Origin of the sequence: Massilia pseudoviolaceinigra, assembly GCF_030846505.1 — a bacterium.
GTDB classification, from domain to species: domain Bacteria; phylum Pseudomonadota; class Gammaproteobacteria; order Burkholderiales; family Burkholderiaceae_D; genus Telluria_A; species Telluria_A violaceinigra.
The window spans coordinates 108739-132092 of sequence record NZ_JAVCWL010000007.1 but is presented as its reverse complement, the minus strand read 5'-3'; the positions used below and the strand labels follow the sequence as shown (position 1 = coordinate 132092).

Genomic DNA, 23354 nt, shown 5'->3' with positions numbered 1-23354 from the left:
CGCCGGCCACCCCTGCTAGCACGAATGCGCGTCTTGTCCTGTTCGGCTGCAAACCATTCCCCAATTTAAACTTTTACAAACCATTTCTTGCGCCACATCCACCATGCAAGCAAGAACATCGCCGCATTGAACAGCAGAGCATAAAGCAAAGAGCTGTTCACAGGCGACACGCCAAGCGCACTCACCTGTGAATACAGCCGTTGCGCCAGGGTCACACCGCCGACCTCGATAAAGCCCAGCATTTTAGACACCAGCCCGGAAAACGCGAAAATGAACAGGGCATTCATGCCGTAGATAATCAACGGCGTGCTCCAGCGCGCGGCGGCGCTGCGCAGCGGAATGTGGGGATTGGCATCGAGCAGCCAGTAAAAGCTGGAAAACACGATCAGCGCCCAGCCCGTCATGAACAGGCAAAAGGACGGTGTCCACAGACTTTTGTTGATCGGCAGGAGCACGACGTCGAGCATGGCACCGATCCACAGCAGGGCCAGGCCGGCCAGCAGCATCCAGACGGTCTGTTCGGTGCGCGAGTGGCTTGAGAGCAGCCAGCGCCCCGCCAGCACGCCCAGCAGCTGGCTGCACAGGGCCGGAATCGTCGAGAGCAAGCCTTCCGGGTCCCAGGTCTTGGACTGCGGCCACAGGTGGCCGTCGAGCAGCAGGCGGTCGATGTAGGCGCCGACATCCTGGCCCGGTTCGAGCACGCCGGCGCCGATGCCGGGTACCGGTACCCACAGCATCAGCACGCTGTAGAGCGCCAGCAGGCCGGCGATCCACAGCACTTGCTGGCGCCAGCTGAAATACAGCACGATGGGTGCGGCCAGCAGGGTGCAGATGGCGATGCGCTGCAGCACGCCGGGAATGCGCACGGTGGACAGATCGAATCCCGGAATCAGGTTCAGCGCCAGGCCGAGCAGGAAGATGATGGCGGCGCGCACGGCCAGCTTGCGCAGCAGGGTCGGCTTGTCGGCCCCGGCCGCGGCCAGGCGGCCCAGCGAAAACGCCATCGATACCCCGCCGATGAACAGGAAGAAAGGAAAAATCCAGTCGGTGAAGGTCCAGCCATGCCACTTGGCGTGCGCCAGCTGGGAATACAGGTGGCTCCAGTCGCCCGGATTGTTCACCAGGGTCATGGCCGCGATGGTGAAGCCGCGGAAGGCGTCCAGCGATGCAAGGCGGGCCGGCGCCGTCATTTATCGGTCTTCTTGCCGAATTCCGGATCGATCTTCACCAGCGCCGCCATGATAAAGGCGGGAATGGTCATCACGCACACGTAGATGAAGAAATGCTGGTAGCCCAGGTATTCCTGGATTTTCCCGCTGAACATGCCCGGCACCATCATGCCGAGCGCCATCAACCCGGTGCAGATGGCGTAGTGGGCGGTCTTGTGTTCGCCGTCCGAGATCATGATCATGTACAGCATCATGGCGGTGAAACCGAAACCGTAGCCGAACTGTTCCAGCGCGATGCTGGAGGCGATCAGCACGAAATTCTGCGGCAAGGCAGTGGCCAGGTAGACGAACACGACGTCGGGAAGGTGCACCGCGAACACCATCAGCCACAGGCAGCGCTTCAGGCCCAGGCGCGAAATGAGGAAGCCGCCCAGCAGCCCCCCAAGGGTCAGCGCGATGATGCCGATGGTGCTGTAAGCGAGCCCGACCTGCTCGGTGGTCATGCCCAGGCCGCCCTTGATGACGGGATCCTTCATGAAGGGAATCGCCAGCTTGAGCAATTGCGATTCGCCCAGGCGGAACGTGAGAATGAAGCCGAGGATCAGCCAGATATCGCGCTTGCCGAAAAAAGTGGCAAAGGTGGCGAAGAATTCGGCCAGCTTGTTCTCGCCCCCAAGCACGGTCTTGTCCTCGGCCGGACGCCCCAGCACCACGCTGTGATAGGCGAACAGCGCGACGAACAGGGCGGCCAGCACGAAGAACACGACCGACCAGGCAAAGCCGACGTCGCCCGTGCTGGTGGTCAGATGGCCGGCCATCATGGCCATCGCGCCGCCGCCGACAATCGTGGCCAGCCGGTAAAAAGTGCTGCGCACGCCGACAAAGGCGGCTTGCTGGTATTGCTTCAGGCCCAGCATGTAGAAACCGTCGGCGGCGATGTCGTGGGTGGCGGAAAAGAACGCCATCACCCACAGCACGGCCAGGCTGATCTGGAAGTACGCGGGCAGGTGCATGGTGAAGCCGACCGCGGCCAGCGCGGCGCCGATCGCCAGCTGCAAGGTAACGATCCACCAGCGCTTGGTGCGCACCATGTCCACCAGCGGCGACCAGAGCGGCTTGACGACCCACGGCAGATACAGCCAGCTGGTATAAAAGGCAATGTCGTCGTTGCCGACGCCGCGGTCCTTGTACATCAGGACCGACAGGGTCATCACCACCACGTAGGGAATGGCTTGACCGAAGTACAGGGAGGGTACCCAAAGCCAGGGGCTTTTATCTTGCGCTGTTTGCATAATTCTTTCGTGATCATGCAGGCCGGGCGGCCGCCGCCGCCGCTCCGCGCAAGACACGGAAAGACAGTCAGGCGGCCAGTGCCTGGCGCACGCTGCCGCGCGCGCTCTCAAGCAAGACCCTGGCCTGGGCGATACTGGTTTTTTTGGTCAGGGCCACGATGGCGACCTTGACATGGAAATCGCATTGTTCCAGCACCGCGCGGGCGGCCGCCTCGTCGGCGCCGGTGGCAAACATCGTCAGCCGGACCGCGCGCAGCACCAGCTTGGCATTGGTTGGCTTCAAGTCTACCATCAGGTTGCCGTAGACCTTGTGTAAACGCACCATCAGGGCGCTCGAAAAGGTGTTCAGGGCAATTTTCTGGGACGTGCCGGCCTTCAGCCTGGTGCTGCCGGAAATGACTTCCGGACCGGTATCGAGGGTGATGCCGATCTGCGCCTCGCGCACCACGGGCGCGTCCGGATTGTTGGCAAAGCCGATCGTCAGGGCACCGGCCGCGGCGGCGGCGCGCAGGGCCCCCAGCACGTAGGGCGTGGCGCCGGAAGCGGCCAGCAGCAGCACCACGTCGTCGCGCCCCGGGTTGAGCGCGCGCAGGTCGGCCGCGCCCCGGGCGCTGTCATCCTCGGCGCCTTCGACGGCGACGAACATGGCGTCGATGCCGCCGGCCAGCAGCGCCAGGGCGCGTTCGTGCGGCCAGGAAAAGGTGGGATACAGTTCAACGCTGTCGAGCACGCCGAGCCGGCCCGACGTGCCGGCGCCCACATACATCAGGCGCCCGCCGGCGTCGATGCGCGGCAGGGCGGCCGTGACGGCGGCGGCGATCTGGCTCGAGGCCGCCTGCACCGCGCGCACGGCGTGAAACTGGTCGCCGATGAGGGTATCGACCAGTTCACCGGTGGGGTACAGGTCCAGGTCGGCATGCTGCCGGTCGGGGGTTTCTGTGTTCAACATGGCCGCTCCGCTGCTTCGATGCGGCTAGTGTAATGCCAAACGGGCGGCGTTCAGTATGAAAGGGACAAGAACGACAGCATCAGGCGACGCGGCGCATCTCCGCCACGAAATCGTAATGGTCGCTGCGGCAATACGAGTGGGTCAGCTCGACCGCCTGGCCCGACTCCAGATAGCCGACGCGCGTGATGTACAGCACCGCCTGGCCTTCCGGCACCCCGAGCTGGCCGGCCAGCACGGCCCCGGCATTCATCGCGCGGATATGTTGCAGTGCACGCACGGGGGTGTGGCCAGTGGTGGCCAGGTGCTCGTACAGGGAGTTGCCGACCGCTTCCGGCTTGGGCAGCACGCTGGCCGGAATCACGCTGACCTCGTACGCCATGACCACATCGTCGGCCAGGCGCAGCCGTTCGAGGCGGGCCACGCGGGCATTCGGCGACAGGCCCAGGCTCAATTGCTCGTCGGCGGAAGCGACCACCACCGAGCGGCTGAGCCATTGCGAGCCGGGACGGTAGCCGCGCTGCTGCAGCTGCTCGGAAAAGCTCGACAGGTTCGACAGGGGCTGCTCGATGCGCGGCGCCACGTAGTTGCCCGAGCCGCGGCGGCGCACCACCAGGCCCTGCTCGACCAGCTGGTCGATGGCCTTGCGCGCGGTCACGCGCGAGACGTCGAGCTGCTCGGAGAGCAGCCGTTCGGACGGCAGCGCCTGGTCGACCTGGTAGCGCCCGTCGCGCACATCCTGGATCAGCTTGCGCGCCACTTGCATGTAGAGCGGGGAATTGTCGTTCAAATCGACCTTGAAATCGGTGTGGGTAGTGCTCATTACGGTTCCGCTCATGGTCATCGATCCTGTGCTGCCGCCATGCTGGCGTGCGCATCAGTGTAATCGTCATGCCGCCGTCGGTCAGCAGGCGCAGGCATGAAATTATCCATGGTGCGCATACCGGGACGTTATGGCGGCATTCGTCTTGCATTCTAGCCTGATTGGCCGCCCGGCTCGTGCCGACATCGAGGAAATTTTATGCCATGCTGGCAAAGGCGCCAGACTTATTAGCGCATAGACAAGAGATATGAATCGGGGTTATGGGCGCTGGCGTGGGATTCATTGGCGCGCGCGGCGGCCTGTGCGTAAGCTGCTGCCATGGGTCTAGCGAGAGAGGTGAAGCGGCATGCGGGAAGTGATCGTGATCGGCGGCGGGGTGGTGGGACTGGCTTCGGCCTGGTGGCTGCTGGAGGCCGGCTTCGGCGTGACCCTGCTCGAACGCGACGCCCTGCTCGGCACCGGGGCCAGTTTCCGCAATGGCGGGCAGCTCAGCTACCGCTACGTGGCGCCGTTCGCCGATGCCGGGGTGCCGCTCAAGGCGCTGCGCTGGCTGTTGCAAAAAGATGGACCGCTGCGTTTCCGGCCCGAAGCCGACCGCCGCCAGTGGCGCTGGCTGGCGCAGTTCATGGCGCACTGCGATGCCGGCATCCATCGCCGCACGACGGCGCGCCTGCTCCAGCTGGGCGAACTGAGCCGCACGGCGATGGGGCAGCTGGACGATATCTTCCCGCGCGCGCAGTATGGCTGGCGCGAAGCCGGCAAGCTGGTGGTGTACCGATCCGGCAAGCTGTTCGACGCGGCTGCGGCGCGCGCCGAGGCGAGCGCCGATGCCGGCGCCGAGGTGCTGTCGGCGGCAGCTTGCGTGGCGGCCGAACCGGCGCTGGCGGCGGCGCAAGCGGTGCTGGCCGGCGGCGTATTCAACCGGGCCGAAGCGGTGGCCGACTGCCATGACTTTTGTACCGGGCTCGGAGAGCGGCTGCGCGCGCATCCGCGCTTTCGCGGCATCGTGCGCGCCGAGGCGCGCGGCTTCCTGCTGGAAAAGGGCAGGGTGGCCTGGCTCGACACCAGCGCCGGCATGCTGGCCGCTGACGATTATGTGCTGGCGGCGGGCATCCGCAGCCGCAGCTTGGCGGCGACGGCGGGCATTTACCTGCCGCTGTATCCGCTCAAGGGGTACAGCCTGAGCGCGCCGGTGCGGCCGGGGGACTGTCCGCCCGCCATCAGCGTGACCGACTTCGAGCGCAAGGTGCTGTATGCGCGCATCGGCGACCAGCTGCGCGTGGCGGCCATGGTCGACATGGTGGGGGAAGATGTTTCGCTCGATGCGGGCCGGATCGCCGGGCTGCTGCGCCAGGCGCGCGCGGTGATGCCGCGGGCGGCCGATTACGAACAGTTGAGCGCGTGGGCCGGCCTGCGTCCGGCCACGCCGGGCAGCGCGCCGATCATCGGGGCCACGCCCTTGGGCAACCTGTGGCTCAACGTGGGGCACGGGCCGCTGGGTTTTACGTTTGCGTGCGGAACGGCCAGCATCCTGGCCGCGGTGATGCGGGGCCAGGCGCCGCCGATCAGTTTGGAGGGACTTGCGCTGCGTGGCTGACGATGGATGGGCTGGCGCGCAAGGTGGGGGCGGGCCGGCCGCCACGGTTCGATCCGAACGCGGCCGCTAGGTCAGGATTTCGATTCCGAAAGGCGTCCGGCAGCATCGAAGTCCATATAAATATCCGCGCCTTCATAATCGATGAGGTCGTACAGACGCACCATTTTTTTGACGCAGCCAGATGTGTTTTCTCCCGGGTGATCGGGAAGACTCAGGTACGCAACCGGGCTGTCCTCTTCTGGATCGTGGTCCGGATCCTCATCAAGATCCGTTTCAGCGATTTTCAATTCAATTTTTCCGTTGGCCATAATTACTTTTCAAGCTACAAATTAACAATGCGGCACTCGCAGCCGGGTTGGCATCCGAACGATCGTTGTGAACATTTACCGGACGACTTGCCATGCTCCGACATCATTTGACGGGCGTGGCCTCGCCGCCCTTGCGGTGCCTGGCTTCCACAATCGCAGACATCTTGTCGTAGAAGGCCTGTGCGCCGGGAGAAATCGGCCTGCTGATGGTTGCCAGCGCACTCTCGCCATGCAGAACGTCGGCCTGGTACATCTGGTTAATGATATGAGCGTACCAGTGCATGTCCCAGCCCTTAGGCTCGCCGTCGTCTTCATGCCGGCTACGCGGTTTCGCCTTAAAACGATTTTTACGTAGTGATGTTTTCTTCATGACAAACGCTCCCATAATGCAGCCGGGTTCGCATCCGAACTGTAACCGTCCACCTTCGCAGGCAGGCTGCCCGTTGACAACGCGCCCAGCGAAGCCCATTGCAAGTCCCTCCCGGCGACCGTGTCAGTCCATGCTTTATAGTAGTTCAAAACCGGTTCATTCGCATGGCCGTCGAAAATCAGATTGATCGGCACATAGCGTCCCGTTTGGATGAATCGGCGCAGCGCCCTTCTGGCCGCTTCGACCCGGTCAAGCAACATTACCGTCAAATGGACCCGGTACCCGGCTTTGATAAACGACTGGCGCAGTGTTTTAAGACCAGATTCCTTGCTTCCGACCACAGACACGACGACATTCAATTTCTTCGACGTACAATATTCAAAAAGCGATGGTGTTCCGGATCCATCACCAAAAACGAGCATGTTCGGCTCGTCGTGCACCATGCTGGCACCCGCAAGCGCATGGTCCAATTCGGGCAGCTTGCGCTTTGCAAAATCGGAGTCGAGTACCATTGCGCCAAGCCGGTCCGACAGCATGCTGACCAGCGCGGACTTGCCCGACGCCGGCAACCCTGTCACCAGATACGCGGCCGAACCGGTTTGCGCTTGCTTTCCTTGCGGCTTTGCGCCCCCGTGCCCCAAACGAATATGCTCATCGAAATCAAGCCTGTCGTTCACGATCAGTTCGCCGATGATCCGATCACGCACGATGGCGCGTGCCGCATCGCTCCGGTATTCCGGCACCCGGTTGCGTCCACTCGAGAGGGTGGAGGAGGCGTGAGCCGCTCCCACGGCACTCTCCGCATCGCGGATGCGCTTGCACAGTTCATGTAACGGCACACGGCTGCCGTTGTCGAGCAGCAGCTCGTGCGTGATTCCCAGACACCTGACCAAGAAGGCTTCGATCGTTTCATGGTCCAAAAGTGCCCTTGCAAAAAGACTTGTCATGTAGCCGCCCTGTCAACGCGAGATGTTATTTGGTAGCCTTCCAAACTACCATCGCGCCACGGCCACGGTCTGTCCGCACGCAAGTGCATACGCCGCCCCGCCAATGCCGGCAATATGGCGGATAATTGCAAGATTCCGTTTTTGCAAACAATCATGCCCTCACCCTCCACCTGCCCCTGCGGCGGCGCCACCTTCGCCACCTGCTGCGCCCCTTTCCTCGCGGGCGAGGCGGTGCCGCCGAGCGCCGAAAGCCTGATGCGCTCGCGCTACAGCGCCTATACCCTGGGCAACGAGGCCTACCTGCGCGCCACCTGGCACCCGAGCACGGTCCCCGCCGAGCCGATCGTCGGCGAAAACGAACAAACCCGGTGGCTCGGGCTGGAGATTAAATCCGCTTTACGTTTACGTAAACGTCAAGCAAACCTGCTAGAATCGCCGGACGCCGATACCGTAGAATTCGTCGCCCGCTACAAGATTGGCGGACGCGCGCACCGCCTGCACGAAGTGAGCCGTTTCGTTCGCGAGACCCACGACGGGGTGGCGCGCTGGTACTACCTGGACGGCAGTTTCCCGGACTAAAAAAGGATCGCAATGCCCCATATCGACAGCAAACTCAATCCGCGCAGCGATGACTTCAAGGCCAACGCCGCAGCCATGCAAAGCATTGTCGACGACCTGCGCGCCAAAGTCACCGCGGCGGCCGCCGGCGGCGGCGCCGCCGCCAGCGCCAAGCATGTCGCGCGCGGCAAGCTGCTGCCGCGCGACCGCGTGCAGATGCTGCTCGATCCCGGCACGCCCTTCCTCGAATTTTCCCAGCTGGCCGCGTACGAAATGTACGACGGCGCCGCGCCCGCCGCCGGCATCATCACCGGCATCGGCCGCGTGTCCGGCCAGGAGTGCGTGATCGTCTGTAACGACGCCACCGTCAAGGGCGGCACCTACTATCCGATGACGGTCAAGAAGCACCTGCGCGCCCAGGAAATCGCCGACCAGAACAACCTGCCCTGCATCTACCTGGTCGACTCGGGCGGCGCCAACCTGCCGAACCAGGACGACGTCTTCCCCGACCGCGACCATTTCGGCCGCATCTTCTTCAACCAGGCCAATCTGTCCGCCAAGGGCATCCCGCAGATCGCCGTGGTCATGGGTTCGTGCACCGCCGGCGGCGCCTATGTGCCGGCCATGAGCGACGAGTCGATCATCGTCAAGGAACAGGGCACCATCTTCCTGGGCGGCCCGCCGCTGGTGAAAGCGGCTACCGGCGAAGTGGTCACGGCCGAAGACCTGGGCGGCGGCGACGTGCACACGCGCCTGTCCGGCGTGGTCGACCACCTGGCGCAGAACGACCTGCACGCACTGTCGCTGGCACGCACCATCGTCTCGAACCTGAACCGCGTGAAACCGGCCCAGATGGCGCTGCGCGAGTCCGTGGAGCCCAAATACGCGCCCGAAGAACTGTACGGCGTCATTCCCGTCGATACCCGCAAACCGTTCGACGTGCGCGAAGTAATCGCCCGCATCGTCGACGGCAGCGACTTCGACGAATTCAAGGCGCGCTACGGCACCACCCTCATTTGCGGCTTCGCCCATATCTACGGCGTCAAGGTTGGCATCATCGCCAACAACGGCATCCTGTTCTCGGAGTCGGCCTTGAAAGGCACGCATTTCATCGAACTGTGCTGCCAGCGCAAGATCCCGCTGGTGTTCCTGCAAAATATCACCGGCTTCATGGTCGGGCGCAAATACGAAAACGAAGGCATCGCCCGCAACGGCGCCAAGATGGTCACGGCCGTCGCCACCGCGGCGGTACCGAAGTTCACTGTCATCATCGGCGGCAGCTTCGGGGCCGGCAATTACGGCATGTGCGGCCGTGCATTCTCGCCGCGCTTCCTGTGGATGTGGCCTAACGCGCGCATCTCGGTGATGGGCGGCGACCAGGCCGCGTCGGTGCTGGCCACGGTCAAGCGCGACGGCATCGAAGGCAAGGGCGGCCAGTGGTCGCCGGAAGAAGAAGCCGCCTTCAAGCAGCCGATCAAGGAACAGTACGAACACCAGGGCCACCCTTACTACGCCACCGCGCGTCTGTGGGACGATGGCGTGATCGATCCGGCCGACACCCGCATGGTGCTGGGCCTGGGTCTGTCGGCCGCCCTCAACGCGGAGATTGCCGACACGAAGTTCGGCGTCTTCCGCATGTAAAGCAATAGGTAAAGGAATCGCATGGACTATCAGACACTCGCCGTTTCAATCGCCGACCGGGTCGCCACCGTCACCCTGAACCGCCCCGACGTGCGCAACGCGTTCAACGAAATCACCATCGCCGAACTGTCGCTGGCCTTCGATGAACTGGGACGCAGCGACGATATCCGCGCCATCGTGCTCGATGCGAACGGGCCGGCCTTTTGCGCTGGCGCCGATCTGAACTGGATGAAGAAAATGGCCGGTTACTCGCATGCCGAAAACAGCGAGGACGCCGCCAAGCTGGCTGAAATGCTGCGCGCGATCTACCTGTGCCCGAAACCGGTGGTCGCCAAGATCCAGGGCGACTGCTACGCCGGCGGCATGGGCCTGGTGGCCGCGTGCGACATCGCGGTGACCGTCAACAGCGCCAGCTTCTGCCTGTCCGAAGTCAAACTCGGCCTGATCCCGGCGACCATTTCGCCGTACGTGATCCGCGCCATGGGCGAAAACGCGGCGCGCCGCTACTTCCTCACGGCCGAAAAATTCAGCGCCCAGGAAGCGCACCGCATCGGCTTCGTGCACGATGTCGTGCCCGCCGACGCGCTCGACGCGCATGTGGCGGCGATCGTCAACGCGCTGGTGACCAGCAGCCCGAACGCCGTGCGCGAAGCGAAGGTGCTGGTGCGGGAGGTCACCGGCAAACCGGTCGACGCCGCGATGGTGGTCGATACCGCCGAGCGTATCGCCAATGTACGCGCGTCGGATGAAGGACGCGAAGGCGTCGCTTCCTTCCTCGAAAAACGCAAGCCTTCGTGGCTGGTGTGACGTGATGGCGGACATGCCCCAGGATTGGGTAGCGCGCAGCCTGCGCAGCGTATGGCACCCGTGCACGCAGATGCAGCACCATGAAAGCGTGCCGCTGATCCCGGTCAGCCACGGGCGCGGCGCGTGGCTGTACGACCATGAAGGCAAGCGCTATCTGGACGCGATCAGTTCGTGGTGGGTCAACCTGTTCGGCCACGCCAATCCGGTTATCAACGCGGCCTTGAAGGACCAGCTGGACCGGCTGGAGCACGCCATGCTGGCCGGCTTCACGCACGAACCGGTGGTGCGCCTGTCGGAGCAGTTGTCCGAGATGACCGGCAAGGTGCTCGGCCACGCGTTCTACGCGTCGGACGGCGCATCGGCGGTCGAAATCGCTCTGAAAATGAGCTTCCATGCTTGGCGCAACGCGGGCCTGGCCGACAAGCAGGAATTCGTCTGCCTGCAGGGCAGCTACCACGGCGAAACCATCGGCGCGCTGGCCGTCACCGATGTGGCGCTGTTCAAGGATGCGTACGGCCCGCTGCTGCGCGCAGCGCGCGTGGTGACTTCGCCGGACGCGCGCAATGCCAGGGAAGGCGAAAGCGCCCAGGACGTGGCGCGCCGCGCCGCGGCCGACGTGGAAAAGCTGTTCGAGGAACGCGCCGCGCAAATTGCCGCCATCATCATCGAACCGCTGGTGCAGTGCGCGACCGGCATGGCGATGCACGATCCGCTGTATCTGACCCTGGTGCGCGAGCTGTGCGACCGCTTCCAGGTGCACATGATCCTCGATGAAATCGCGGTCGGCTGCGGACGCACCGGCACCTTTTTCGCCTGCGAGCAGGCCGCCATCTGGCCCGACTTCCTGTGCCTGTCGAAGGGCATCAGCGGCGGCTACCTGCCGCTATCCCTGGTGCTCACGCGCGACGAGGTGTACCAGGCGTTCTACAGCGCCGACGTCACGCGCGGCTTTTTGCATTCGCACTCGTACACCGGCAATCCGCTGGCCTGCCGCGCAGCGCTGGCGACCCTGCAGATCTTCCAGGACGACGACGTGTTGAACCGCAACCGCGCGCGCGCCACGCGCCTGACGACCGCACTGGCGCCGTTGGCCGAACATGAACGCGTGCGCAATTTCCGCCAGCGCGGCATGATCTGGGCATTCGACGCGGTCGAACCCGACGCCGCGCGCGCCGCCACTTTTTCGCGCCGCTTCTTTGCCAGCGCGCTGGAAAACGAACTGCTGCTGCGCCCCATCGGCCGCACCGTTTACCTGATGCCACCGTATATCCTCTCCGACGAGGAAAGCGACGGCCTGGCCGAGCGCACCCGCGCCGTGTTCGACACCGTGATCGCGAGCTGACCGATGAAGCTGATTGATGCAATCGAGCGCCAACTGCGCCAGTTGGACGAGCAAAGCCTCACGCGCGAACGGCGCGTGGTCGACACGCCCTGCAAGCCGCGCCTGATGGTGAACGGCCGCGCGCTGCTGGCCTTTGCCAGCAACGACTACCTGGGCCTGGCGGCGCACCCGCGCGTGGTCGATGCGCTGCGCGAAGGCGCGGACCTGTACGGCGCCGGCAGCGGCGCCTCGCACCTGATTTCGGGCCACAGCGTGGCGCACCAGCGGCTCGAAGACCGGCTGGCCGAATTCGTCGGCGAGCATCTGGAATCGCCGCGCGCGCTGAGCTTTTGCACCGGCTACATGGCCAACCTGGCGATCCTCACCGCCCTCGGCGCCGATGGCGACGCCCAGATTTTTTCGGAGTCGCTCAACCACGCCTCGCTGATCGACGGCGCCAGACTGGCGCGCGCCGCGGTCAAGGTATATCCGCACGCCGACCTCGCTGCCCTGGGCGCGCTGCTGGCCGCCAGCAATGCGACGGCCAAGCTGGTGGTCACCGACAGCGTGTTCAGCATGGATGGCGACATCGCCCCCCTGCCGGAACTGCTGGCGCTGTGCGAGCAGCATGACGCGTGGCTGGTGATCGACGACGCCCACGGCTTCGGCGTGCTGGGCGCGCACGGTCGCGGCGCGCTCGAACACTTCAATCTGCGCTCGCCGAATATCGTCTACATGGGCACCCTCGGCAAGGCCGCCGGCGTCGGTGGCGCTTTTGTCGCGGCGCACGCCAGCGTGATCGAACTGATGATCCAGCGCGGCCGGCCCTACATCTACACCACCGCGGCGCCGCCGGCGCTGGCGCATGCGCTCTTGACCAGCATCGGTATCATCGGCGGCGACGAAGGCGCCTCGCGCCGCGCGCACCTGCAGTCGCTGATCGCAGCCTTCGATGAACAGATCGACCTGAAACGCTGGCAGCGCGTACCCTCGAGCACCGCGATCCAGGCGATCGTCATCGGCACCAACGAAGAAGTGCTGCGCATCGGCGCCGGCCTGCACGGGCACGGCCTGTGGGTGCCGGCGATCCGGCCTCCGACCGTGCCCGAAGGGACGGCCCGCCTGCGCGTGACCCTGTCGGCCGCGCACACGCATGAAGAAGTCGCGCAGCTCGCCGCTGTGCTCAACGACCTGGAAAGGACGTGAGATGAGCCTCAATGATCCCATCGTACCCGTGGTGACCGAACCGGTGCTCGATGCCGCTATCGATGCTGTGCTGGTTCCCGAACCGCAGCCGTCGCTGGCGGCCGAAGGCCTGCCGTCGCGCTTTTGCTGTTTTGTTACCGGCACCGACACCGAAATCGGCAAGACGCTGGTCTCGGCTGCGATCCTGCACACGCTGGTGGCCGGCGGCGTGCGCGCCTGCGGCATGAAGCCGGTGGCCGCCGGCGCCACCATGCGCAACGGCGAGCTGCATAACGACGACGCCGACATGCTGGTCGGCGAAAGCAGCGTGCACCTGCCGGTCAACATCACCACCCCGTACATGCTGCGCGAAGCCTGCGCGCCGCACATCGCGGCCAAGATCGATGGCGTGACCATCGAACCGGTGCCGATCATCGCCGCCTATGCCGAAATCGCGGCCGCCTCGGATGCCGTGGTAGTCGAGGGCGTGGGCGGTTTCCGAGTGCCGTTCTCGGACCATTTCGACAGCGCCCAGCTAGCCGAACAACTCAACCTGCCGGTGATTTTGGTGGTGGGTCTGCGCCTTGGCTGCATCAGCCATGCGCTGCTGACGGTCGAAGCGATTATCGCGCGCGGCCTGGTGCTGGCCGGCTGGGTCGTCAACGAGATCGATCCCGACATGCGCTTCGCCGACGAAAATGTCGAGGCGCTGGCGGAACGCATCCCTGCGCGACTGCTGGGGCGCATCCCGTACCTGGACCAGCCGAATGCTGCCGACGCGGCCAAATTTATTGATCTCGCAGGGCTGCCAGGCTGGCCGTCCGCGCGCGACTGAACCTGAAGGAACCATGATGTCCCAAACCCAAGCTGTCTCTTTCCACCCGCCCGCGGCCGCGATCACCTTGCCTGACGCGGCCACCTGGCCGCTGGCGGACGTGCTGGCGCTGTTCGAGCTGCCGTTCAATGAACTGATGTTCCAAGCGCAGACGGTGCACCGCAAGCAGTTCCCGGCGGGCGACGTCGAACTGGCCACGCTGTTGTCGATCAAGACCGGCGGCTGCGAGGAAGACTGCAGCTACTGCCCGCAGGCGGCGCGCTACGACACCGGCGTCGAAGCGAAGAAGATCCTTGGCATCGAGACGGTGTTGGATGCGGCACGCCAGGCCAAGGCCAACGGCGCCACCCGCTTCTGCATGGGCGCCGCATGGCGCAGCCCGAAAGAGCGCGACATGGAAAAGGTCGAAGAGATGGTGCGCGAAGTCAAAGCGCTGGGCCTGGAAACCTGCGCCACCCTCGGCATGCTTGAAGAAGGCCAGGCCGACCGCCTGAAAGAAGCGGGCCTGGACTACTACAACCACAATCTCGACACGGCGCCCGAGTTCTACAGCAACGTGATCTCGACCCGCGAATACCAGGACCGCCTGGACACCCTGGGCCGCGTGCGCAACGCCGGCCTGAAGGTCTGCTGCGGCGGCATCGTCGGCATGGGCGAATCGCGCCTGCAGCGCGCCGGCCTGATTGCGCAACTGGCGAACCTGAATCCGTATCCGGAATCGGTGCCGGTCAATCACCTGGTGCAGGTCGAAGGCACGCCGCTGCACGGCATGGACCCGCTCGACCCGTTTGAATTCGTGCGCACCATCGCAGTTGCCCGCATCACCATGCCGCAGGCGCGCGTGCGTTTGTCGGCGGGCCGTCGCCAGATGGGCGAAGCGGTACAGGCGATGTGCTTCCTGGCCGGTGCCAATTCGATTTTCTACGGCGACAAGCTGCTCACCACCGACAACCCGGAAGCCGAAGACGACCGCACCCTGCTGGCCAAACTGGGCCTGGTGACGCGCGCATCGACCCTGGAATCGGCACCCAAGGCCAGCTGCGGCGGCTGATCCACCTTTTAGAAAAATATCGATCGAGACCCACGCATGTTCACAAAAATCCTCATCGCCAACCGTGGCGAAATCGCTTGCCGTGTAGCCGCTACCGCGCGCCGCATGGGCATCAGGACTGTCGCCGTGTACTCCGAGGCGGACGCGAACGCCAAGCATGTCGCGGTATGCGATGAAGCTGTGCTGATCGGCCCTGCCGCCGCCAAGGAAAGTTATCTGTGCGGCGACAAGATCATCGCCGTGGCGCTGGCCACCGGCGCTGAAGCGATCCACCCCGGCTACGGCTTCTTGTCGGAGAACGCGGAATTCGCCGACGCCTGCGCCGAAGTGGGCCTGGTGTTCATTGGCCCGCCGGGTTCGGCCATGCGTGCGATGGGTTCCAAGTCGGCTGCCAAGTCGCTGATGGAAAAAGCCAATGTGCCGCTGGTGCCGGGTTATCACGGCGACGAGCAGGACCCGGACTTTTTGCAGAAGCAGGGCGACCGCATCGGCTACCCGGTGCTGCTCAAGGCCAGTGCCGGCGGTGGCGGCAAGGGCATGCGCGTGATCGAAAAATCGGAAGACTTCAAGGCGGCGCTGGCCTCGTGCAAGCGCGAGGCGATCAGCTCATTCGGCGACGACAAGGTCCTCGCCGAAAAATACCTGCTGCGTCCTCGCCATATCGAGATCCAGGTATTCGCCGACACCCATGGCAATTGCGTCTACCTGCACGAGCGCGATTGCTCGGTGCAGCGGCGCCACCAGAAGGTGCTGGAAGAAGCGCCGGCGCCAGGGATGTCGCTTGAGCGCCGCGCCGCCATGGGCGAGGCCGCCGTGGCCGCAGCGCGCGCGGTAGGTTACGTGGGCGCGGGCACGGTCGAATTCATCGCCAACCAGGATGGTTCGTTCTACTTCATGGAAATGAACACGCGCCTGCAGGTCGAGCATCCGGTAACCGAAATGATCACCGGGACCGATCTGGTGGAGTGGCAGCTGCGCGTGGCCAACGGCCAGCCGCTGCCGAAAACGCAGGCCGAACTGGGCATCCGTGGCCACGCGATCGAGGCGCGCATCTACGCCGAAAATCCTGAAAAGGGCTTCCTGCCGTCGATCGGCACCTTGCGCCATATGGATACGCCGGGTGCGGTCAGCTTCGAACTCGGTGGAACGCCGGGCGGTTCGCCGGCGGCGGTGCGCATCGATTCCGGCGTGCGCGAGGGCGACGCCATTTCGCCGTTCTACGACCCGATGATCGCCAAGCTGATTGTCTGGGGCGCGGACCGCACGCAAGCGCTGGCGCGCATGTCGCAGGCGCTGGCCGAGTTCCAGATCGTTGGTCTGGCCACGAATATCGCGTTTCTCAAGCGTTTGGTCGAAGGGGCCGCGTTCGCAACGGCCGATCTGGACACGGGCCTGATCGAACGCAATGCGGACACCTTGTTCCCGCTGCCAAAAGCGGCGCCCGTCGGCGCGCTGGCGCTGGCCGCGGTGGCCTTGACCAGCGCCGAGAAGCAGGCGTCAACCGGCCAGTCGCACAATCGGTCAGACCCGTGGGGGAACGCGCTCGGCTGGCGCCTGAACAGCGCCTACCAGCGCCAGCTCTCGTTCACCGACGAGTATTCGGCGGCGAAGGAAGGCAAGGGGTACAACGTCGGCCTGACGTATCGCCCGCATGGGTGGGATTTGACGGTCAATGGCATCGACGCCGAGCTGGCGGTCACCGCGCAGGATGGCGCCGAGCTGTCGATCAAGCTTGGTGCGACCTCGATCCACGGCGCCGTGCGGGTTGACGGCGACACCTTCCACGTATTCACGGGCGGCCGCCACTTTGTGCTGGTCTATAACGATCCGATGGCGCATGCCGGTGAAGCCGAAGCCGCTGGCGGGCGCCTGACCGCGCCGATGCCGGGCAAAGTGGTGGCGGTACTCGCCACCAAAGGACAGCAAGTCAAGAAGGGCGACCCGCTCGTCATCATGGAAGCGATGAAGATGGAACATACCATCGGCGCGCCAAGCGACGGGCTGGTGGAAGAAATTCTGTATCAGGTAGGAGACCAGGTCGCCGACGGCGCACCGCTGTTGGCATTCAAGGCTGCATAAAAAAACAGAAAAACATAGTGGAGACAAGCATGCGCATTCTTCTACATCGAGCCGACGGCGTTACCGAGCCGTGGGTCCGCGATTTCGCCAGCGTGCTGCCCCAGGCCGAGGTGGTGCTCTGGCAGGAAGGCGTGCCCTGCGCGCCTTGCGATTACGCTGTTCTTTGGTCGCCACCGGCGGCGCTGCTCGACCACCTGGCCAAGGTCAAGGCGATTTTCCTGACCGGCGCCGGCGTAGACGCCATTCTCAAGTTCGGCGACGCGCTGCCGCCGGTCCCCATCATCCGCCTGGGTGACGCCGGCATGGCGATCCAGATGGCCGAATACGTGGCTCATGCGGTGCTGCGCTACTACCGCCGCTTCGACGAATACGAACGCCAGGCCCGCCGTGGCGTCTGGGCGCCGCTGCCGCAGTTCGACAAGGCGCAATTCACGGTCGGCGTGATGGGCATGGGGATGCTGGGACGGCGCGTGCTCGACTCGCTGGCCCAATTCGGTTTTCCGCTGCGAGGCTGGAGCCGCAGCCAGAAGGACATCGATGGCGTCACCTGTTTTTCGGGCGATGACGGCCTTGATGAATTCTTGCGCGGTACGCGGGTGCTGGTGTGCATGCTGCCGCTCACTCACGACACCACCAACCTGCTGGCGCGCGCCAATCTCTCGAAGCTGCCCGAAGGGGCGTATGTGGTCAACGTGGCGCGCGGCGCGCACGTGGCCGAGCCGGATTTGCTGACCCTGATCCGTTCGGGCCACATCGCCGGCGCCACGCTTGACGTATTTCGCAACGAGCCGCTGCCCGGACCGCACCCGTTCTGGGACGAGCCGCGCATCACCATCACGCCGCATATTTCGGCACTGACCTTGCGCAGCGAAAGCGTGGCGCAGATCGCCGGCAAGATCGGCGCGCTCGAACGCGGCGATCCAGTGGCCGACGTGGTCGACCGCGCACGCGGGTATTAACGTTACATGAACAAGGAACCGACATGAGCACCCTGCCGCAGAAAGTCAAGATCGTTGAAGTCGGGCCGCGCGACGGCCTGCAAAACGAGAAGGAGTCGGTCAGCGCCGCCGTCAAGATCGAGCTGGTCGACCGCCTCTCGCGCGCCGGCTTCGCCAATATCGAGGCGGCGTCGTTTGTGTCGCCCAAGTGGGTGCCACAGATGGCGACCAGCACCGAGGTGATGGCCGGGATCACGCGCCGTACCGGCGCCATTTATTCGGCGCTCACGCCGAATATGCAGGGCTTCGATGCCGCGCTGGCCGCCAAAGCCGACGAAGTTGTCATCTTCGGCTCGGCCTCGGAAGCGTTCTCGCAAAAGAACATCAACTGCTCGATCGCCGAATCGATCGCGCGCTTCGAGAGCGTGGCCAAGGCGGCCAAGGACCACGGCCTGCGCCTGCGCGGGAGCATCAGCTGCGCGTTCGGCTGCCCGTACCAGGGCGAGGTCTCGCTCGACGCTGTTGCCGACGTGGTGGGCCGCATGCGCGAGCTGGGATGCGACGAGATCGACATCGCCGACACCATCGGCGTATCGACCGCGCGCAAGACGCAGGCGGTGATGCTGCGCGCGGCGCAGGAGTTTCATCTGGACCGGATCTCCGGCCATTTCCACGACACGTACGGGCAGGCGCTGGCCAATATCTACGCCAGCCTGGAAGTGGGCGTATCGATCTTTCATTCGTCGGTATCGGGCCTGGGCGGCTGCCCGTATGCCAAGGGCGCAACGGGGAATGTGGCCACCGAGGATGTGCTGTACCTGATGCAGGGCCTTGGCATCGAAACCGGGATCGATCTCGATATGGTGGTCGATGCGGGGCAGTTCATTTCGCAGCACTTGGGGCGCAAGGGTTCCAGCCGCGCGGGCAATGCGCTTGCGGCCAAGCGCGCAGGTTGAATCACAGGTTCGGAACCCGTAACCTTAAAACCGTCTTTCCTGCCACTAGCAGAAAACACTTCCCGCGCAGGCGGGAACGACGGCTTTAAAGTTAACGGTCGTAAGACTGTTTGTGGCCGATGAAGTCGCGCAGGAAGGCGATGAACATCCCCACCTTGGCCGGCAGATGGCGCGTGTTCGGATAGACCGCGTACACGCCCTGTTCGGGCAACGCATACCCGGGCAGTAGCCTTAGCAGACGTCCCGCAACCAAATCCTCTTGCACCAGCCACTCAGGCAAAATCGCCACGCCGGCACCGGCCAGCGCGAAGCTGCGCATGCCGGCTGCGTTGTCGGTGACGATGCGCTGGCGCGGATGCGTGGTGGCGACGATCTTGCCGCTGGCCGTGTGCGTCCAGCTTAACGGTCCTTCAAAACGCGTGTGGAAGATGCCATCGAGCGCTTGCAGCTCTTGCGGCGTAGCGGGCGCCTGGTGGCGTGCGAGGTACGCGGCACTGGCGACGGGCACGGTGCCAAAGCGCTCCATCAGCGCCGCCCGATACGTCGAGTCGCGCAGGCTGCCCAGACGCAGGGCCAGGTCGAAGCGGTCCGATACCAGATCCGCCAGACCGGGGGACGCCGAAAAATCCACTTTCAATCCTTCGTGCCGCTGCGCGAACGCGGCCAGCGCGGGCACCGCCATGTGCGCGCCGTATTCGGCGGTCGAGGTCACGCGCAAGGTACCTGTGAGGGCCGCATGGCTGCTGCGGGCGGCGTCGATCGCGGCCTCGGCCTGCGACAGCACCTGCACGCAGCTGCCGAAGAAGCGCTGGCCGGCGTCGGTGACGGCGATACGGCGCGTGGTGCGGGTCAGCAGCGACACGCCGAGCTCGCCTTCGAGCTGCTTCAGGTTGAAGCTCAGCATGGCCTTGGTGACGTCGAGGCTGGCCGCGGCCTTCGTGAACGAGCCGGTCTCGACGATAGCAACGAACATCTGCAGCCGGTTCAGGTTCAGCATAAATAGGCCATCGATTGTCAATTCAATTTGACAGTGTATTACGGTTGCCGCTGTTTTTCTTCCTGTGCCGCACTCCTATAATGGCTTATCAATTAAGCAAAGGAGAGCTGCATGCCCCATCCCATCATCAACCTCGATCAACTCGCGCCGCAGGAGTCGCCGCCGCAGTATGCGGCCACCGGCCCGGCCGCCGACCGGTTTGCGCCGCGCATGGCAATGATTGGCGAACTGGTCGGCATGCGCGCGCTGGGCTGCAACCTGACCGTGCTGGCGCCGGGCAAGCGCGCCTTCCCTTTTCATAACCACAGGGTGAACGAAGAAGTGTTCATCGTTGTCGAAGGATGTGGAACGATCAGGATCGGGGCCGCCAGCCATCCGCTGCGGCAGGGGGACATTGTTGCCTGTCCGGCGGGCGGGCAGGAGACGGCACATCAAATCATCAATACGGGGGAAGGCGAGTTGCGCTACCTGGCGCTGAGCACGAACATGTCACCGGAAGTGGTGGAATTTCCCGATTCGGGGAAGTATGCGACACTGCTGCTCGATGCAGGCGGCGGTGCAAACACCTTGCCACAACGGACAGTGGGCCACATTGGCCAATCGGTCGACTACTGGGAAGGGGAATGATGCTGCAAGAGAGAACTACGAGAGGGAGATATGACAGGCTGACGAGGTCTTTTTCGTCAGCCTGCATAAGAAATACTGGTCGGAGTACAAGGATTCGAACCTTGGACCCCCTGGTCCCAAACCAGGTGCGCTACCGGACTGCGCCACACTCCGAGGACCAGAATAATAACGGACGGAATTAACTTGGTCAAGGGTCCGTATGATTTTTTCGCGTTTTTCTACGAGATAGATGAATTTTTACGCACCTGCGCATGGTCAAACCGTTAACGACCGGGTGTTGTTCCGGGTCGGCGTCGGCATCGCGATGTCGATTGCCGTGCATGGACTACTGCTGTTCGCGTATCGGCAGGGGCTGGTGCCGGCGTGGCGGGAGGGTGCAGCAGTGCCGCGCGAGGCGCTGGTGGTGAGGCTGCGCGCGCCGGAACCGGCACCGACGCCGCTGGCCGAGCCGGAGCTGGTGCCCGAGGTGGTACCGCAGCCGAAACCGAAGCCTGCGATGAAACCCGCGCCAGCCCCGACCGAACGAGCCGAGCCGAAACCAAGCACGCAAACGGCGAGGGCCCGGCAAACGTCGGCGGAGAGCATCACAGCGCCCGACGTGATCGCCTTGCCGGAGAAGGAAGCGGATGCACCGGCCGCGCCGGAAGCGTTCACGGTGGCGCCGCCATCAGGGGCCCCGCGGTTCGATCCGGACGCGGCCCGCAAGTTTGCTCGCGAGATCGCCACCAAACCGGACCCGGCGCGCGCGGCGATGGCCGTGGCGCAGATTCCGCCCAAGCCGTACGCGACCGAAACCAAGGCGGCACGGCTCATCGCGGGGGCCAAGCGACGCGACTGCAAGGATGGGATTCCGGGTGGATTGCTGGCGCCACTCGTTCTGCTGCTCGATAAGAAGGATAGTGGCTGCAAGTGGTAGCCGATCGGCAGGGCGACCGCCAACGATGCTGATCGTGCCGCCAGCCGGCCCGGGTAACACCTGGCCGGCGGAGACGTCAGGCGCAGGCTAGCTCAGCGCAGGCCCGGCCATCACTGCTTATTTCAGACGCAGCTTCAGTTCCTGCGACGCCTGCTCGAGCGCGCTGCGGGTACCTGGCAAGGCCGCCAGCGCGTTGAGCAGCCCGAAGTCGTGGATCATGCCGTTGTAGCGCACGCTCTTGACCTCCACACCAGCCGCGTCGAGCTTGCGGGCATAAGCTTCGCCTTCATCGCGCAGCACGTCGAATTCCGCGGTCTGGATCAGCGTCGGCGGCAGGCCTTGCAGTTGCGCGCTGGTCGCTTGCAGCGGCGACGCGTAGATCTCTTTGCGGGCGCCGGCGTCCTTGGTGTAGTGGTCCCAGAACCAGACCATCAGGTCGCGGGTCAAAAAGTGACCGTCAGCAAACTGCTTGTACGACGGCGTATCGAAGTTGGCGTCGGTCACGGGCCACATCAGCACCTGGGCGCGCAGCTTGGGTGCGCCCTGATCCTTGGCCATCAGGCTGACCACCGCCGCCATGTTGCCGCCCACGCTGTTGCCGGCCACCGCCAGGCGCTTGCCGTCGACGTTGATGGCGTCGCCGTTCTCGGCCACCCAGCGGGTCGCCGCATAGGCTTGCTTGACCGCCACCCCGTAGCCCGCTTCCGGCGATGGCGTGTAGTTGACGAACACCGCCGTCGCGCCGGAACCGGCCACCAGGTCGCGCACCAGGCGCTCATGGGTCGGATAGTCGCCCAGCACCCAGCCGCCGCCGTGGAAGAACATGAAGGCCGGGATCTTGCCCTTGGCCCCAGCCGGGCGCACGATGGTCAGCTGGACCGGCTTGCCGTCGAGGGTGACGGTTTTTTGGCTCACATCGGCCGGCGCCAGCGCCACCTTGCTGCCCGCCTGCGCTCCGACCAGCACGGCGCGCGCTTCTTCCGGCGTCATCTGGTTGAGCGGCTTGCCGCCTTCGATCGCTTTCAGAAATTGCGCGGTGTTGCGTTCGACGCCGGGAAGGCTGGCCGCGTGGGCGGTCGACAGCGAGGCGGCGAGCAGGGTCAGGGCGAGGGTGGCTTTCATGATGCTTCCTTGTAGTTGGTGTCTATTAAGTAGCGAGCTATATATTGGATCGGATTACTTGGCTTGCGCGGCGTCTTCGATCAGGCGGGCAACGGCAGCCGGGTTCGAGGTCATCACGACGTGCGAAGCGCCCTTGATTTCAACGGTTTTGCGCGATTTGGCGCGTTCGGCCATGAAGCCGAGGGCGGCTGCCGGGATGTTCTTGTCGCCGGTGCCGTAGATGAAGTACGACGGCAGGTTCTTCCAGGCCGGGGCGCCGGACGCTTCGGTCAACGCCGCTTCGGCGATCGGGCGCTGGCTTACAGCCATCAGCTGGGCATCGGCTTTCGGCACATCGGCGGCGAACTGCTGGTGAAACTTGTCTTGCTGGATGTAGAAGTCCTTGCCGCCGGCGGCGATGGCAACCGGCTCGGCCAGCGCCTGGCCCAGGGTGCCGCCGGGGAAGCGGCCGGACAGTTCGAGTGCCGTTTCACCCTGGTCCGGAGCAAACGCGGCCACGTAGACCAGGCTCTTGACGTTCGGGTTGCCGTTGGCGGCAGTCGAGATCACGGCGCCGCCGTAGGAGTGACCGACCAGCACCACCGGACCCTTGACGCTCTTGACGATATCGGACACCACGGCGGCGTCGCCCTTGACGCTGCGCAGCGGATTGGCCGCGCCGATCACGCTGTAGCCGTCGGCGCGCAGCTTGGCGGCCACGCCGTTCCAGCTGCCGGCGTCGGCAAAGGCGCCGTGCACCAGGATGACAGTCGGCTTGACGGTGGCGACCGAGGCTGGCGCGGCCAGTGCCGGGGTGGCTGCTGCGGCAGCGGTGATCGACAGGGCGAGGGCGATGGTGTTGATGGCTTTCATGGTGGTTCCTTTTAAGA

Annotated in this window: 23 protein-coding genes and 1 tRNA gene; 13 read left to right on the top strand and 11 right to left on the bottom strand. The window is 64.5% G+C overall.

From position 1 onward, the window contains the following. Nucleotides 1-65: 65 nt before the first annotated feature. The 4 genes from RBA40_RS09000 to RBA40_RS08985 form a co-directional block, all read right to left on the bottom strand. A complete protein-coding gene (locus RBA40_RS09000) occupies nt 66-1190 on the bottom strand; it encodes an acyltransferase family protein (protein WP_306647598.1) in 1125 nt (374 codons plus the stop codon). Then, nucleotides 1187-2461: an MFS transporter gene (locus RBA40_RS08995; protein WP_306647597.1), complete on the bottom strand. Its 1275-nt coding sequence runs from the start codon at nt 2459-2461 to the stop codon at nt 1187-1189. Before RBA40_RS08995 ends, RBA40_RS09000 begins: the two co-directional genes overlap by 4 nt. Nucleotides 2462-2528: 67 nt before the next feature. Further along, nucleotides 2529-3410, bottom strand: coding sequence for an N-acetylmuramic acid 6-phosphate etherase (locus RBA40_RS08990; RefSeq protein WP_306647596.1), 882 nt, complete (start codon nt 3408-3410; stop codon nt 2529-2531). 79 nt (nt 3411-3489) lie between these two features. Next, the gene (locus tag RBA40_RS08985) at nt 3490-4230 is read right to left on the bottom strand and encodes a GntR family transcriptional regulator (RefSeq protein WP_099873080.1); all 741 of its coding nucleotides are present in this window, start codon (nt 4228-4230) and stop codon (nt 3490-3492) included. A gap of 346 nt (nt 4231-4576) precedes the next feature. Here RBA40_RS08985 and RBA40_RS08980 point away from each other — a divergent pair, with 346 nt between their 5' ends. Further along, nucleotides 4577-5827 (top strand): D-amino acid dehydrogenase, encoded by a 1251-nt coding sequence (locus tag RBA40_RS08980; protein WP_306647595.1) that lies wholly within the window; start codon nt 4577-4579, stop codon nt 5825-5827. A gap of 71 nt (nt 5828-5898) precedes the next feature. Here the strand turns inward: RBA40_RS08980 and RBA40_RS08975 are convergent, their stop codons facing one another. From RBA40_RS08975 to RBA40_RS08965, 3 genes are all read right to left on the bottom strand, one after another. After that, nucleotides 5899-6135 carry a hypothetical protein gene (locus tag RBA40_RS08975; RefSeq protein WP_306647594.1) on the bottom strand — a complete coding sequence of 79 codons (237 nt, stop codon included), beginning with the start codon at nt 6133-6135 and terminating at the stop codon, nt 5899-5901. Between the two features lie 103 nt (nt 6136-6238). Next, nucleotides 6239-6505, bottom strand: a complete 267-nt coding sequence (locus RBA40_RS08970; protein WP_306647593.1) for a hypothetical protein — start codon at nt 6503-6505, stop codon at nt 6239-6241. Beyond that, a complete protein-coding gene (locus RBA40_RS08965; protein WP_306647592.1) occupies nt 6502-7452 on the bottom strand; it encodes a zeta toxin family protein in 951 nt (316 codons plus the stop codon). Before RBA40_RS08965 ends, RBA40_RS08970 begins: the two co-directional genes overlap by 4 nt. Nucleotides 7453-7605: 153 nt before the next feature. On the opposite strand from RBA40_RS08965, the gene RBA40_RS08960 reads away from it, so the two are divergent. From RBA40_RS08960 to RBA40_RS08915, 10 genes are read left to right on the top strand one after another with little or no spacing between them, the layout of a single operon-like run. Continuing rightward, the gene (locus tag RBA40_RS08960) at nt 7606-8031 is read left to right on the top strand and encodes a YchJ family protein (RefSeq protein ID WP_306647591.1); all 426 of its coding nucleotides are present in this window, start codon (nt 7606-7608) and stop codon (nt 8029-8031) included. 12 nt (nt 8032-8043) lie between these two features. Continuing rightward, complete coding sequence (locus RBA40_RS08955) at nt 8044-9651, top strand: carboxyl transferase domain-containing protein (protein WP_306647590.1); 1608 nt, start codon at nt 8044-8046, stop codon at nt 9649-9651. Nucleotides 9652-9672: 21 nt separating this feature from the next. After that, a complete protein-coding gene (locus tag RBA40_RS08950) occupies nt 9673-10458 on the top strand; it encodes an enoyl-CoA hydratase/isomerase family protein (RefSeq protein ID WP_306647589.1) in 786 nt (261 codons plus the stop codon). 4 nt (nt 10459-10462) lie between these two features. Continuing rightward, nucleotides 10463-11800: an adenosylmethionine--8-amino-7-oxononanoate transaminase gene (gene bioA / locus RBA40_RS08945; protein ID WP_306647588.1), complete on the top strand. Its 1338-nt coding sequence runs from the start codon at nt 10463-10465 to the stop codon at nt 11798-11800. 3 nt (nt 11801-11803) lie between these two features. Next, on the top strand, nt 11804-12985 hold the full coding sequence (gene bioF / locus RBA40_RS08940) for an 8-amino-7-oxononanoate synthase (protein ID WP_306647587.1): 1182 nt from the start codon (nt 11804-11806) through the stop codon (nt 12983-12985). A gap of 1 nt (nt 12986) precedes the next feature. Beyond that, complete coding sequence (gene bioD / locus RBA40_RS08935) at nt 12987-13799, top strand: dethiobiotin synthase (protein WP_306647586.1); 813 nt, start codon at nt 12987-12989, stop codon at nt 13797-13799. A gap of 16 nt (nt 13800-13815) precedes the next feature. Next, on the top strand, nt 13816-14850 hold the full coding sequence (gene bioB, locus RBA40_RS08930) for a biotin synthase BioB (RefSeq protein ID WP_306647673.1): 1035 nt from the start codon (nt 13816-13818) through the stop codon (nt 14848-14850). Between the two features lie 36 nt (nt 14851-14886). Next, nucleotides 14887-16929: an acetyl/propionyl/methylcrotonyl-CoA carboxylase subunit alpha gene (locus tag RBA40_RS08925; RefSeq protein ID WP_306647585.1), complete on the top strand. Its 2043-nt coding sequence runs from the start codon at nt 14887-14889 to the stop codon at nt 16927-16929. 29 nt (nt 16930-16958) lie between these two features. Continuing rightward, the gene (locus RBA40_RS08920) at nt 16959-17888 is read left to right on the top strand and encodes a 2-hydroxyacid dehydrogenase (protein WP_306647584.1); all 930 of its coding nucleotides are present in this window, start codon (nt 16959-16961) and stop codon (nt 17886-17888) included. Nucleotides 17889-17911: 23 nt separating this feature from the next. Beyond that, on the top strand, nt 17912-18823 hold the full coding sequence (locus tag RBA40_RS08915) for a hydroxymethylglutaryl-CoA lyase (protein ID WP_306647583.1): 912 nt from the start codon (nt 17912-17914) through the stop codon (nt 18821-18823). A gap of 91 nt (nt 18824-18914) precedes the next feature. Here the strand turns inward: RBA40_RS08915 and RBA40_RS08910 are convergent, their stop codons facing one another. Next, nucleotides 18915-19820, bottom strand: coding sequence for a LysR family transcriptional regulator (locus RBA40_RS08910; protein ID WP_306647582.1), 906 nt, complete (start codon nt 19818-19820; stop codon nt 18915-18917). Nucleotides 19821-19931: 111 nt separating this feature from the next. On the opposite strand from RBA40_RS08910, the gene RBA40_RS08905 reads away from it, so the two are divergent. Then, a complete protein-coding gene (locus RBA40_RS08905) occupies nt 19932-20447 on the top strand; it encodes a cupin domain-containing protein (protein ID WP_306647581.1) in 516 nt (171 codons plus the stop codon). A gap of 76 nt (nt 20448-20523) precedes the next feature. Here the strand turns inward: RBA40_RS08905 and RBA40_RS08900 are convergent. After that, a tRNA-Pro gene (locus RBA40_RS08900) sits at nt 20524-20600 on the bottom strand. Between the two features lie 76 nt (nt 20601-20676). On the opposite strand from RBA40_RS08900, the gene RBA40_RS08895 reads away from it, so the two are divergent. Next, complete coding sequence (locus tag RBA40_RS08895) at nt 20677-21363, top strand: hypothetical protein (RefSeq protein ID WP_306647580.1); 687 nt, start codon at nt 20677-20679, stop codon at nt 21361-21363. Nucleotides 21364-21480: 117 nt separating this feature from the next. On the opposite strand, the gene RBA40_RS08890 is transcribed toward RBA40_RS08895, so the two are convergent. Then, nucleotides 21481-22485: an alpha/beta hydrolase gene (locus tag RBA40_RS08890; protein ID WP_306647579.1), complete on the bottom strand. Its 1005-nt coding sequence runs from the start codon at nt 22483-22485 to the stop codon at nt 21481-21483. 54 nt (nt 22486-22539) lie between these two features. Next, entirely contained in the window at nt 22540-23337 is a 798-nt protein-coding gene (locus tag RBA40_RS08885) for an alpha/beta fold hydrolase (RefSeq protein ID WP_306647576.1), read from the bottom strand. Nucleotides 23338-23354 lie beyond the last annotated feature (17 nt).